Annotated in this window: 8 protein-coding genes; 7 read left to right on the top strand and 1 reads right to left on the bottom strand. The window is 65.9% G+C overall.

Going from position 1 to position 13297, the window contains the following annotated elements:
* Nucleotides 1-32 precede the first annotated feature (32 nt).
* Nucleotides 33-1100 (top strand): dipeptidase, encoded by a 1068-nt coding sequence (locus G5V65_RS13560; RefSeq protein ID WP_165051024.1) that lies wholly within the window; start codon nucleotides 33-35, stop codon nucleotides 1098-1100.
* Between the two features lie 153 nt (nucleotides 1101-1253).
* Here G5V65_RS13560 and G5V65_RS13555 read toward each other — a convergent pair whose 3' ends face one another.
* Nucleotides 1254-1688, bottom strand: coding sequence for an RrF2 family transcriptional regulator (locus G5V65_RS13555; protein ID WP_165051022.1), 435 nt, complete (start codon nucleotides 1686-1688; stop codon nucleotides 1254-1256).
* A 318-nt stretch (nucleotides 1689-2006) separates the two neighbouring features.
* Here G5V65_RS13555 and G5V65_RS13550 point away from each other — a divergent pair, with 318 nt between their 5' ends.
* From G5V65_RS13550 to G5V65_RS13525, 6 genes are all read left to right on the top strand, one after another.
* On the top strand, nucleotides 2007-4454 hold the full coding sequence (locus G5V65_RS13550) for a glycogen/starch/alpha-glucan phosphorylase (protein WP_165051231.1): 2448 nt from the start codon (nucleotides 2007-2009) through the stop codon (nucleotides 4452-4454).
* A gap of 36 nt (nucleotides 4455-4490) precedes the next feature.
* Nucleotides 4491-6668 carry a 1,4-alpha-glucan branching protein GlgB gene (gene glgB, locus G5V65_RS13545; protein ID WP_165051019.1) on the top strand — a complete coding sequence of 726 codons (2178 nt, stop codon included), beginning with the start codon at nucleotides 4491-4493 and terminating at the stop codon, nucleotides 6666-6668.
* 49 nt (nucleotides 6669-6717) lie between these two features.
* Nucleotides 6718-7989, top strand: coding sequence for a glucose-1-phosphate adenylyltransferase (glgC, locus tag G5V65_RS13540; RefSeq protein WP_165051229.1), 1272 nt, complete (start codon nucleotides 6718-6720; stop codon nucleotides 7987-7989).
* An 85-nt stretch (nucleotides 7990-8074) separates the two neighbouring features.
* Complete coding sequence (glgA, locus tag G5V65_RS13535; RefSeq protein WP_165051017.1) at nucleotides 8075-9508, top strand: glycogen synthase GlgA; 1434 nt, start codon at nucleotides 8075-8077, stop codon at nucleotides 9506-9508.
* A gap of 2 nt (nucleotides 9509-9510) precedes the next feature.
* Entirely contained in the window at nucleotides 9511-11643 is a 2133-nt protein-coding gene (glgX, locus tag G5V65_RS13530; protein WP_394352245.1) for a glycogen debranching protein GlgX, read from the top strand.
* On the top strand, nucleotides 11640-13268 hold the full coding sequence (locus tag G5V65_RS13525) for an alpha-D-glucose phosphate-specific phosphoglucomutase (protein ID WP_165051015.1): 1629 nt from the start codon (nucleotides 11640-11642) through the stop codon (nucleotides 13266-13268). The genes glgX and G5V65_RS13525 overlap by 4 nt, the downstream gene beginning before the upstream one ends.
* Nucleotides 13269-13297 lie beyond the last annotated feature (29 nt).

Below are 13297 nucleotides of genomic sequence, written 5' to 3'. Positions count from 1 at the left end.
GCAAGGGTGGCGGCCCCAAGCCGGAGGCCCCCATGCAGGAAACGATCCCCGTCTTTGACGGCCATAACGACATCCTCTACCGCATCCTGATGGAGCCCGAAGCGCGCGAGGCGATCTGGCTGACGGGGCAGGGCAAGGGGCATCTTGACCTGCCGCGCATGAAGGCGGGGGGCTTTGCGGGGGGGATGTTCGCCATCTATGTGCCCTCGCCCGCGACCGAGGAGGATGACGGGATCGAGGCGCTGATGGATGCGCCGCCCTATGCGCTGGACCTGCCCGCGCCGCTGCCCTTGCGCGAAAGCCAGGCCGTGGCTTTGGGGCTGGCGGGGCAGCTTTTGTGGATGGAGCGCGCATCCGGCGGGGCGTTCCGGCTGTGCCGGACGGCGGCAGGGATCGAGGCCGCGCGGGCCGAGGGCGTGATCGCGGGCGTGATGCATATGGAGGGGGCCGAGGCCATCGACGAGGGCTGCGACGCGCTGCATGCCTTTCATGCGATGGGGCTGCGCTCGCTCGGCCCGGTGTGGAGCAGGCCCACGGTCTTCGGGCATGGGGTGCCCTTCGCCTTCCCGTCCTCGCCCGATACCGGGCCGGGGCTGACGGAGGCGGGCAGGCGGCTGGTTCGGGAATGCAACGCGCTGCGGGTGATGATCGACCTGAGCCATCTGAACGAGAAGGGGTTCGACGACGTGGCGCGGCTGTCGGATGCGCCGCTGGTGGCGACCCATTCCAATGCCCATGCGGTGGCGCCGTCCAGCCGCAACCTGACGGACCGGCAGCTGGACATGATCCGCGAGAGCGGGGGCATGGTGGGGCTGAACTTCGCCACGGTCTTCCTGCGGCCTGACGGGCGGCGCGATCCGGAGATGGGATGGGAGGCGGTGCTGCGCCATCTGGACCATCTGATCGGGCGGCTGGGCGAGGATCATGTGGGCTTCGGGTCGGATTTCGACGGGGCGACGGTGCCGGAAGGGATCACCGATGTGGCGGGCCTGCCGCGCCTGATCGCGGCGCTGCGCGGGCATGGGTTTGGCGAGGCCCTGCTGGGCAAGCTGGCCTGGGGGAACTGGCTCTCCGTGCTGCGCCGGACCTGGGGCGGATAGGCCGGGCGGGGGCGATTTTTCTGCGAAAAATCGGGGTTCCTGCGGAACCCCCGGGCCAGGAGCGTGGCCTTGGGCGAGGCCGGGCCGCCGCCGGATGGGGGCGATTTTTCTGCGAAAAATCGGGGGTTTCGGGGAAACCCCTGCGGTTGCGGATCAGGCGACCCTGAGCAGGTCTTCCAGTTCGGTATTGCCGGTCACCAGATCGGCGACGGAGACGCGGTCGAGCTGTTCGTAGAAGGCCGAGAGCGCATCGGCCAGCACGCATTTCAACCGGCAGGCCCCGACCAGCGGGCAGGCATTGCCGCCACCGGCGAAGCATTCGGTGAAGGGCAGCACGGATTCGAATTCGCGGAACACCTCGCCCACCTTGATGCTTTCGGCGGGGCGGCCGAGCGTCAGCCCGCCGGCGCGCCCGCGCAGGGTGCGGAGGAACTTCTTCTGTGCCAGGAGATGGATCACCTGGGCGAGATGGTTTTCCGAGGCATTGCAGATCTCGGCCACCTCGGCCTTGCGCACGGTGCGGCCGGGATTGGCGGCGCAGAACATCAGCGTGCGCATGGCGAGATTGGTGCGTGTCGTGAGTCTCATCGGCGATCTCCGGGCTTGACCGAAACGGGCTATGGCCCAAACATCTATGCAGCCTGCACCTTGTGCGACATGATCCAGATCAGATGGCACAAAATGACAGCAAAGGCCGTGACGGCCCCCTATGGCACACGATTCGCGCGGCGGGCGGGTGCGGGGCGTCGGTATTCAAAGCGTTTTGAATGCGCTTTCGGTGAATTTTCACGTTTTATCATTGCGGAATGAAATCGCGGATTGCGTGTGATTGCGATAACATTTAAAGCGGTTTGAAAGGCCAGTTCCCTGCGCCCTGCCGTTTTCCCTTGCCCGTTCGGCTTGACCATGGTCGGGCCGGGGGTAGGGTGGGTAAAGGTGCCCCGATGCGGATATGAGATTGTGAACGATCTGAGTCTGACCCCCAACCTGCTGCAAGCCGATGTCGCCCGGCATCTGACCTATACGCTGGGCAAGGACGCGCCCAATGCCTCTGTCTATGATTGGCGCATGGCGCTGTCCTTCGCGATCCGTGACCGGATCGTGGAGCCGTGGTTCGCCTCGACCCGCCGCACATGGGCGGAAGACAGGAAGCGGGTCTATTACCTGTCGATGGAATTCCTGATCGGGCGGCTTCTGGAGGATGCGACGATCAACCTGGGCCTGCGCGACATTGCCGAAGAGGCGATGGCGGGCTTTGGCCAGGATTTCCGCGCGATCGTGGAGAATGAGCCCGATGCCGCGCTGGGCAATGGCGGGCTGGGCCGTCTGGCCGCCTGTTTCATGGAAAGCATGGCGACGCTGGGTTGCCCCGCCTATGGCTATGGCATCCGCTATGAGCATGGCCTGTTCCGCCAGCGATTCGAGGGGGGCCAGCAGGTGGAGACGCCCGAGGATTGGCTGACCCAGGCCCATCCATGGGAATTCGCGCGGCCCGAAAGCGCCTATACCGTGCCCTTCAAGGGCCAGGTGGAGATGCAGGGCGGGCGCGAGGTCTGGGTGCCCGGCGAAACCGTGCTGGCCGAGGCGCATGACACGCCGGTGATCGGCTGGCAGGGGAAATGGGCCAATACGCTGCGGCTTTGGGCGGCCAAGCCCACGACGCTGTTCGATCTGGCGCGGTTCAACCGGGGGGACTATGCCGCAGCGGCGGAGCCCGAGGCGCTGGCGCGCACGCTGAGCCGGGTGCTTTACCCCGATGACACGACCTATCAGGGCAAGGAACTGCGCCTGAAGCAGGAATTCTTCCTGACCTCGGCCGCGCTGCAGGATATCCTGCGCCGCTTCATGGCGCGCCATAGCGACCTGCGCGATCTGCCGAAGCATGTGGCGATCCAGATGAACGACACCCACCCCGCCATCGCGGGGCCCGAACTGATCCGCCTGCTGACGGATGAGCATGGCATGGGCTTTGACGATGCGCTGGAAACGGCGCGGGGCTGCCTTGGCTATACCAACCATACCCTGCTGCCCGAGGCGCTGGAGCGTTGGGCGACTTTCACCTTCGGCAATGTCCTGCCGCGCCACATGCAGATCGTGGAGCGGATCGATTCATGGCATCGCCGCAGCTATCCCTCGCGGCCCCATTATGTGGGGATCGTGAAGCACCATGAGGTGCGGATGGGCGAGCTGGCCTTTGTCATGGCGCATAAGGTGAATGGGGTTTCGGCGCTGCATTCCGATCTGGTGAAGAAGAACCTCTTCCCCGAGTTGGACCGCCTGCATCCGGGGCGGATCATCAACCAGACCAATGGCGTGACCCCGCGCCGCTGGCTGAAGATGGCGAACCGGCCGCTGGCGAAGCTGATCACCGATACGGTGGGCGCGGGCTGGGAGGATGATCTGGATCGCCTGAAGGGCCTGGAGCCGCATGTGAAGGGCCGCGCCTTCCGCGAGGCCTTTGGCGCGGCGAAGCGGGCGAACAAGGTGGCGCTGGCGGGTTGGATCGCGGCCGAATGCGGGGTGAAGGTCAGCCCCGATGCGCTGTTCGACGTGCAGATCAAGCGCATCCACGAATACAAGCGCCAGCTTCTGAACATCCTGGAAACCATCGCGCATTGGCACAAGATCCGGTCGAACCCCAAGGGAGACTGGGTGCCGCGGGTGAAGATCTTCGGCGGCAAGTCGGCGCCCGGCTATGCGGTGGCGAAAGAGATCATCCACCTGATCAATGACGTGGCCTGGGTGGTGAACAATGACCCCGTGACGGGCGACCTGCTGAAGATCGTCTATCCCGCCAACTACAATGTCAGCATGGCCGAGCGGCTGGTGCCGGCGGCGGATCTGTCAGAGCAGATTTCCACGGCAGGGAAAGAGGCCAGCGGCACCGGCAACATGAAGTTCATGATGAACGGCGCGCCCACCATCGGCACGCTGGACGGCGCCAATGTGGAGATCCTGCAAGAGGTCGGGGCGGAGAACTTCTTCCTGTTCGGGCTGACGGCGGAAGAGGTGACGAAGCGGCGCGAGGATCCCGAACATGCGCGCAAGGCGATCGAGGCGAGCCAGGCCCTGCAGGATGTGCTGCAGATGATCGCCGAAGGGCGGTTCAGCCCGGATCAGCCGGACCGCTATCACGGTCTGGTGCATCGGGTCTGGCACCATGACTATTTCCTCGTGGCCTCGGATTTCGATGCCTATCACGCCGCGCAGGCGCAGGTGGACCGCGCCTATGCCGACCGCGACCGCTGGCTTGCCATGGCGGCGATGAACACGGCGCGCAGCGGGTTCTTTTCTTCGGATCGCACGATCCGCAGCTACATGGACGAGATTTGGGGGGTCACTTCGGCCCTGTGACGGGCCGGGGTGGCGCCTTCGGGGAGGGGGGCAGCCATGAGCGGAAACCTGATCGACCACGGGGCGGCAAAGGCCATCGTCGAGGGGCGGCATGGCGACCCGTTTTCCGTGCTGGGCCTGCACAAGCGGGAGGGGGCATGGGTGCTTACGGCCTTTGTGCCGGGGGCAGATCGGCTTTGGGCGCTGACGGGCAAGGCGGGCAAGCCGGTTGACCTTGCCCCCGTGCCGGGTTGCGAGGGGCTGTTCTGCGCGACCCTGCCGCGCAAGGCCGAGTATCGGCTGCGCGCCGAGGGGCATGGGGCGACATGGGAATTCGACGATCCCTTCCGCTTTGGCCCGGTTCTGGGCGAGATGGATGAATATCTGCTTGGCGAGGGGACGCACAAGCGCCTGTGGCAGGTGCTGGGCGCGCATCTGATCACGCATGAGGGCGTGGAGGGCGTGCATTTCGCCGTCTGGGCCCCGAATGCCGAGCGTGTCTCGGTGGTGGGGGATTTCAACATCTGGGACGGGCGCCGCCATCCGATGCGGCGGCGGGGGGCGACGGGGGTGTGGGAGACCTTCATCCCCGGCCTGGCCGAGGGCGCGACCTACAAATACGAGATTCTGGGCCAGAATGGCTATGTCGGGCCGTTGAAGGCCGATCCGGTGGGATTCGGGTCGGAACATCCGCCCGCCAATGCCTCGGTCGTCCGGCGGATCGCGGGGGATTTCCGCGATGGGGACTGGATGGCGACGCGGGCCGCGCGGCATTCCATCGACGCGCCCATTTCGGTTTACGAGGTGCATCTGGGATCATGGCGCCGCGCGCCGGGGGACCGGATGCTGTCCTATCCGGAACTGGCCGAGCAACTGGTCGATTACGTGGCCGATATGGGGTTCACCCATATCGAGTTGATGCCTGTCAGCGAATTCCCCTTTGACGGAAGCTGGGGTTACCAACCCGTCGGCATGTTCGCCCCCACGATCCGGCACGGCACGCCGGGGGAATTCCGCGCGCTGGTGGATGCGGCGCACAGGAAGGGGCTGGGCGTGCTGCTCGATTGGGTGCCGGGGCATTTCCCGACCGATCCGCATGGGCTTGGCCGCTTTGACGGCACGGCGCTTTACGAACATGCCGACCCGCGCGAGGGGTTCCATCAGGACTGGAACACGCTGATCTACAATTACGGGCGGGTGGAGGTGGCGAATTACCTCGTCTCCAACGCGCTTTACTGGCTTGAGGAATACCATGTCGACGGGCTGCGCGTGGATGCGGTGGCGTCGATGCTTTACCGTGACTACAGCCGGAAAGAGGGCGAGTGGATACCGAACAAGGACGGGGGCCGCGAGAATTACGAGGCGGCGGCGCTGCTCCGGCGGATGAATGTCACCGTCTATGGCGAGGTGCCGGGCGTGATGACCGTGGCCGAGGAAAGCACGGCCTTTCCGGGCGTGTCGCGGCCCGTGGATCACGGCGGCCTCGGCTTCGGGTTCAAGTGGAACATGGGCTGGATGAACGACACGCTCTCCTACATGCACAAGGACCCGATCTATCGGCAGTATCACCACCACCAGATGACCTTTGGCCTGCATTACGCCTGGTCGGAAAACTACATCCTGCCGATCAGCCATGACGAGGTGGTGCATGGCAAGGGCAGCATGCTGGAAAAGATGCCGGGTTCGGGCGAGGAGAAATTCGCCAACCTGCGCGCCTATTACGGCTTCATGTGGGGGCATCCGGGGAAGAAACTGCTCTTCATGGGCTGTGAATTCGCGCAAGGGCGGGAATGGAACCACAACCAGAGCCTTGACTGGCATCAGCTGGATATTCCCGAACACCGGGGCGTGCAGGCGCTGGTGCGCGATCTGAACCGCGCCTATCGCGACAACCCCGCGCTGCATGTGAACGACACGCGGCCCGAAGGGTTCCAGTGGATCGAAAGCAACGATGCGGGTGCCTCGGTCTATGCCTGGGCGCGCAAGGGGGGGCCAAGTGATCCCATGGTGGTCTGCGCGGTGAACATGACGCCGGTGGAGCGGTCCTATCGGCTGGGCCTGCCTGCGGCGGGGCATTGGGACGAGATCCTGAATACCGATGCGGGCGTATATGGCGGGGGGAACCGGGGCAACCTTGGAGGCGTCACGGCCGAGGCCGTGGCATGGCACGGGCAGGCGCAATCGGCGCTTGTCACCTTGCCGCCGCTGTCGGCCGTCTGGTTCCGCCAGGCGTGAGGAAGAACGAGACAAGCGGCAAAGCCGCATCAGGGAGGGGAAGGCCATGATGACACCGAGACCGAATGCGCGCCTGTCTTCGCAGGCGATGGCCTTCGTCCTTGCCGGGGGGCGCGGCAGCCGCCTGAAGGAATTGACCGACCGCCGCGCGAAACCGGCCGTCTATTTCGGCGGCAAGACGCGGATCATCGACTTTGCGCTGTCGAACGCGCTGAATTCCGGCATCCGGAAGATGGCGATCGCCACGCAATACAAGGCGCATAGCCTGATCCGGCATTGCCAGCGGGGATGGAACTTCTTCCGCGCGGAACGGAACGAATATCTGGATATCCTGCCCGCAAGCCAGCGGGTGGATGAGACGAAGTGGTATCTGGGCACGGCGGATGCGGTGGCGCAGAACATCGACATCGTGGACAGCTACGGGATCAAATACGTCGTCGTGCTGGCGGGCGACCATATCTACAAGATGGATTACGAGATCATGCTGCAACAGCATGTCTCCACCGGCGCCGATGTGACCATCGGCTGCCTGACGGTGCCGCGGATGGAGGCCACGGCCTTTGGCGTGATGGCGGTGGACAAGGAGATGCGGATCACCTCCTTCCTTGAGAAACCCAAGGACCCGCCGGGGATCCCGGGCGACCCGGACCATGCGCTGGCCTCGATGGGCATCTATGTCTTTGACTGGGCCTTCCTGCGCGACCTTCTGATCCGCGACATGGCGGATCCGAATTCGTCGCATGATTTCGGCAATGACCTGATCCCCGACATCGTGAAGAACGGCAAGGCGATGGCGCACAAGTTTGCGGACTCTTGCGTGAAGTCGGGGCTGGAGGATGAACCCTATTGGCGCGATGTGGGAACGATTGACGCCTTCTGGCAGGCCAATATCGACCTGACGGATTTCGTGCCGAAACTGGATATCTATGACAACTCCTGGCCGATCTGGACCTATTCCGAGATCGTGCCGCCCGCCAAGTTCATCCATGACGAGGATGGGCGGCGGGGGATGGCGATTTCCTCGCTGATTTCGGGGGATTGCATCGTGTCGGGGTCCGAGGTCAGGAATTCGCTGCTGTTCACCGGGGTGCGGACGCATAGCTATTCCAATCTGGAATATGTCGTGGCCCTGCCGCGGGTGGTGGTGAACCGCAAGGCGGAGCTGACGAATTGCGTGATCGACAGCGGCGTGGTGATCCCCGAGGGGCTTGTCGTGGGGCAGGACCCGGAGGAGGATGCGAAATGGTTCCGCCGCAGTGAAGGCGGGATCGTCCTGATCACGCAGGAGATGCTTGACGCGCGGGCGCGGAAGCTGTCCTGAGGGCGGCGCGGGGTGGTGGCCCCGGGGGGACGCATCGTCCCCCCGGACCCCCCCCGGGGACAGATGGCAACGGGAAGGGCGGATCATGCAGGTCAAGGGGCGGGTGCTTTCGGTGGCATCGGAATGCGTTCCCCTGATCAAGACCGGGGGCCTTGCCGATGTGGTGGGTGCGCTGCCTGCCGCGCTGCGCCCCCTTGGCTGGGAAATGCGCGTGCTGCTGCCCGCCTATCGGCGCCTGCGCGGCCATCTGGGCGCGATGCGCGAGGTCTGGCGCGAGCCGGGGCTGTGGGGCGGCGAGGGCGTTGTCTTCGCGGGCGAGGTGGAGGGGGTGGACCTGCTGCTGCTGGACGCGCCGCATCTTTATGATCGCGAGGGTGGCCCCTATAACAGCGCGGGCGGCGACTGGCCCGACAACCCCCAGCGCTTTGCCGCGCTGTCCTGGGTCGCGGCGAGGCTGGCGCGCGAAGGGGTGGGGGGCTGGAAGCCCGATATCCTGCATGCGCATGACTGGCAGGCGGGTTTCGCCCCCGCCTATCTGGCCTATGGCGGGCCTTCGGGCGTGGGATCGGTGATCACGGTTCACAACATCGCCTTTCAGGGCTGGGCCGTTGCCGGGATGCTGGGCGCGCTGCGCCTGCCGCGCGAGGCGTTCCATCCGGGGCAGTTGGAATATTACGGGGGCCTGTCCAGCCTGAAGGCCGGGTTGGTGACGGCGGACCGGATCACCACCGTCTCGCCCACCTATGCGGCCGAGTTGATGCGGCCGGAATTCGGGATGGGCCTGCAGGGGGTGATCACGGCGCGGGCGGGGGTCGTGTCGGGCATCCTGAACGGGGTGGATACCGGGATCTGGTCGCCTGAGGCCGAACCCTTGCCCTATTCGGCCCGCGCCATGAAGGGCAAGGCCGCGAACCGCGCGGCGCTTTGCGCCGAATTCGGGCTGGCGGAGCCCGCGGGGCCGCTGGCCATCGTCGTGTCCCGCCTGACGGATCAGAAGGGGATCGACCTGCTGCCGCAGGTCGTGCCGGAATTCGTGGCCGCGGGTGGGGCGCTGGTCGTGCTGGGATCGGGCGATCCCGCGCTGGAGGCGGCGATGCGCGGGCTGGAACAGCGCTTTCCGGGGCGGGTCGCGGTCAGGATCGGCTATGACGAGGCGCTGTCGCATCGGCTGTTTGCGGGGGCGGATGCGGTGCTGGTGCCGTCGCGCTTTGAACCCTGCGGGCTGACGCAGATGTATGGGCTGCGCTATGGCACCATTCCGGTGGTGGCCGCCGTGGGCGGCCTTGCCGATACGGTGATCCATGCCTCACCGGCCGCTTTGGCCGCGGGGGTGGCGACGGGGCTGCAGTTCCATCCGACCGATGCCGTGGCCTTCGGGCAGGCCCTGCGCCAGTTGGTGGCGTTGCATGCCGATCCGAAGCTGTGGGCGCAGGTGCAAAGGAACGCCATGGCCCATCCGGTGGGCTGGGAAACCAGTGCCGCCGCCTATGCCGCGCTTTATGACGGGTTGGCGCGGTGACAGTGTCGCGGGAGTCCGGCGCTGCGCGTTCGGCGGGCCATGCCGTTTCGGCCGGGCGGCCCTGGCCCATGGGGGCCTGCTTTGACGGCGAGGGGGTGAATTTCGCCGTCTTTTCCGCCCATGCGGAGAAGGTGGAGCTGTGCCTTTTCTCGCCCGACGGGCGCAAGGAGATGGCGCGGATCGCCCTGCCGGAACGGGACGGCGACATCTGGCATGGCCATGTCGGCGGGCTGATGCCCGGCACGCTGTATGGCTTTCGCGTGCATGGCCCCTATGCGCCGGAGCAGGGCCATCGCTTCAACCCCCACAAGCTGTTGATCGACCCCTATGCCCGCGCGCTGGAGGGGCGGTTGAAATGGTCGGATGCGCTGATGGGCTACAAGGTGGGCAGCCCGCGCGGCGACATGTCCTATGACACCCGCGACAGCGCCTTTGCCGTGCCGAAATCGGTGGTGGTGGATACGTCTTTCGCCTGGGGCGACGATGCTGCGCCCCGCGTGCCGCCCGAGGCTGCGGTGATCTATGAGGCGCATGTGCGCGGCATGACCATGCTGCATCCCGGCGTGGAAAAGGGGCTGCGGGGAAGCTTCCTCGGCCTGGCCTCGGATGCCGTGATCGACCATCTGCAGCGGCTGGGGATCACCAGCATCGAACTTCTGCCCGTGCAGGCCTTTGCCGATGAACGCTTCCTGATCGCCAAGGGCTTGCGCAACTATTGGGGCTATCAGACCATCGGCTTTTTCGCGCCAGAGCCGCGCTATCTGGCCAAGGGGCAGGTCTGGGAATTCCAGTCCATGGTGCGCAGGTTCCATGCGGCGGGGATCGAGGTGATCCTCGACGTGGTCTACAACCATTCCGGAGAGGGGGATGAGTTCGGCCCCACGCTGTCCTTTCGGGGCTTTGACAATGCCAGCTATTACCGCCTGCTGCATGGCGGGCGGCATTACGTGAATGATACCGGCACGGGCAATACGCTGAACCTGACGCATCCGATGGTGCTGCGGATGGTGATGGACAGCCTGCGCTATTGGGTGGAGGTCTGCCATGTGGACGGCTTCCGCTTTGACCTGGCCACCGTGCTGGGGCGCGAGGCGCATGGGTTCGACCCCAATGGCGGCTTCTTCGATGCGATCCGTCAGGATCCGGTGCTGAGCCGGGTCAAGCTGATCGCCGAGCCTTGGGATATCGGGCCGGGCGGCTATCAGCTGGGGGCCTATCCGCATCCTTTCCTGGAATGGAACGACCGTTTTCGCGATGGGGCGCGGCGCTGGTGGAAGGGCGATCCGGGCATGGCGCCCGATCTGGCCAAGCGGCTGCTGGGCAGCGCCGAGCGGTTCGATCATCACGGGCGGGGGGCGACATCCTCGGTCAATTTCGTGACCGCGCATGACGGCTTCACGCTGGAGGATGTGGTGTCCTTCACGCTGAAGCGGAACTGGGCCAATGGCGAGGAAAACCGCGACGGCCACCACGAGAACCATTCCGACAATCTGGGGGTGGAGGGGCCGACCGACGACCCCGCGATCCGCGCCGCGCGGGGCTTGCGCAAGCGCAACCTCCTGGCCACGCTGATGCTGGCGCAGGGGGTGCCGATGCTGCTGGCGGGGGATGAGGTCGGGCATAGCCAGGGCGGCAACAACAACGCCTATGCCCAGGACAACGAGACGACATGGATCGACTGGGCGGCGGGGGATGCGGGGCTTGCGGATTTCGTGGCGCGGCTGATCGCGCTGCGCCGGGCGCATCCGGTGCTGCGGCAGCGGCGGTTCCTGCATGCGCGCCCGCGCCCCTCGGACGGGTTGCCCGATGTGGCATGGCGGCGCGCCGACGGGCAGAGCCCTTCGGCACAGGATTGGCACGATCCGGGCTTTCGCTGCCTGGGGGTGGAATTGCGCATGGCCGCCGAAGGGGGCGATCCGGGCCATTGCGCAATTTACGCGGTGTTCAACACGGGCGCGGAATGCGTGCTGCGGTTGCCGGATACGGCCCCGGGCTGGGAGTTGATCCTTGATACCACGCGTCCGGAGATGCTGGCCGAACCGGGCGGGCCGGGCACCCGCGCGCCGGCGCAATCCGTTCTTGTCTTCCGGTCCGTCGATCCGCGGGCCGGCGCTTTCCCGGGAGGAAAACCATGACCATCCGCACCGTCGCCACCCAACCCATCGCGGGGCAGAAGCCCGGAACCTCGGGCCTGCGCAAGAAGACCCCGGTCTTCATGGGGCATCACTATCTGGAGAACTTCGTCCAGAGCATCTTTGACGTGGTGGGCGCGCAGGGAAAGACCTTCGTCCTTGGCGGGGATGGGCGCTATTTCAACGACCGCGCGGCGCAGGTGATCCTGCGGATGGCGGCGGCGAATGGGGCGGCGCGCGTCATCGTGGGGCAGGGGGCGATCCTGTCGACGCCTGCAGCCAGCCACCTGATCCGGCTGAACAGGACGGATGGCGGGATCATCATGTCGGCCAGCCACAACCCCGGCGGCCCGGATGAGGATTTCGGCGTCAAATTCAACATGCCCAATGGCGGCCCCGCGCCGGAAGCGGTGACGGAGGCGATGTTCAAGCGCACGACCGAGATCACGGAATACAAGGTGGTCGAGGCGCAGGATGTCGACTTGAGCCGCGTCGGGCGCACGTCGCTGGCGGGGATGGTGGTGGATGTGGTCGATCCCGTGGCCGATTACGCGGCGCTGATGGAGGGGCTGTTCGACTTTGGCGCGATCCGCGCGATGTTCGCGGGCGGCTTTCGCATGCGGATGGACAGCATGTGCGCGGTGACCGGGCCTTATGCGGTGGAGATACTGGAAAACCGTCTGGGCGCGGCCAGGGGGACCTGCGTCAACGCCGTGCCGCTGCCGGATTTCGGGGGGATGCACCCGGACCCGAACCCGACTTGGGCCAAGGCCCTGATGGATGAGATGTTCGGGGCCGATGCGCCCGATTTCGGCGCGGCGAGCGACGGGGATGGGGATCGGAACATGGTGGTGGGGCGGGGCATTTATGTTTCTCCCTCCGACAGCCTTGCCGTGCTGGCGGCGAACGCCCATCTGGCGCCGGGCTATGCGCGGGGATTGAAGGGGGTGGCGCGGTCGATGCCCACAAGTGCGGCGGCGGATCGGGTGGCCGAGGCGCTGGGGATCGCAAGTTACGAGACGCCGACGGGGTGGAAGTTCTTCGGCAACCTGCTGGATGCCGGACGCGCCACGATCTGCGGTGAGGAATCCTTCGGCACCGGGTCGGACCATGTGCGGGAAAAGGACGGGCTCTGGGCCGTTCTGCTGTGGCTGAACATCCTTGCGGTGCGGAAGCAGACGGTGGCAGAGATCCTGGCCGAGCATTGGGCGAAGTTCGGGCGCAACTATTACAGCCGCCATGATTTCGAGGCGATCGCCACCGACAAGGCCGATGCGATGATGGGCGCGCTGCGCGCCGCGCTGCCGGGGCTGAAGGGGCAGGTGGTGGAAGGCATGGCCATCGCGGGGGCGGATGACTTTGCCTATACCGATCCGGTGGATGGATCGGTCAGCACGAAACAGGGGGTGCGGGTGATGTTCGCGGACGGATCGCGCTTTGTGCTGCGCCTGTCGGGGACGGGGACCGAGGGCGCGACGCTGCGGATGTATCTGGAACGCTATGCGGCGGGGCCGGGGGGATTGGACCTCGATCCGCAACAGGCGCTGGCCCCGGTGATCCGGGCGGCGATGGGCATCGCGCGGGTGGCGGAATTCACCGGGCGGACCGCCCCCGATGTGGTGACCTGAGGGGAAAGCGGTCTGGGGGCAGGGGCTTG

Source organism: Paragemmobacter kunshanensis, assembly GCF_011059185.1.
GTDB classification, from domain to species: domain Bacteria; phylum Pseudomonadota; class Alphaproteobacteria; order Rhodobacterales; family Rhodobacteraceae; genus Paragemmobacter; species Paragemmobacter kunshanensis.
The sequence above is the reverse complement of the archived record's forward strand: the minus strand, read 5'-3'. Positions and strand labels throughout refer to the sequence as shown.

Bases quoted from the DNA above. Each gene is read 5' to 3' on its own strand.
- G5V65_RS13560 (WP_165051024.1), top strand. From the start codon at position 33: ATGCAGGAAACGATCCCCGTCTTTGACGGCCATAACGACATCCTCTAC.
- G5V65_RS13555 (WP_165051022.1), bottom strand. From the start codon at position 1,688: ATGAGACTCACGACACGCACCAATCTCGCCATGCGCACGCTGATGTTC.
- G5V65_RS13550 (WP_165051231.1), top strand. From the start codon at position 2,007: ATGGTCGGGCCGGGGGTAGGGTGGGTAAAGGTGCCCCGATGCGGATAT.
- glgB (WP_165051019.1), top strand. From the start codon at position 4,491: ATGAGCGGAAACCTGATCGACCACGGGGCGGCAAAGGCCATCGTCGAG.
- glgC (WP_165051229.1), top strand. From the start codon at position 6,718: ATGACACCGAGACCGAATGCGCGCCTGTCTTCGCAGGCGATGGCCTTC.
- glgA (WP_165051017.1), top strand. From the start codon at position 8,075: ATGCAGGTCAAGGGGCGGGTGCTTTCGGTGGCATCGGAATGCGTTCCC.
- G5V65_RS13525 (WP_165051015.1), top strand. From the start codon at position 11,640: ATGACCATCCGCACCGTCGCCACCCAACCCATCGCGGGGCAGAAGCCC.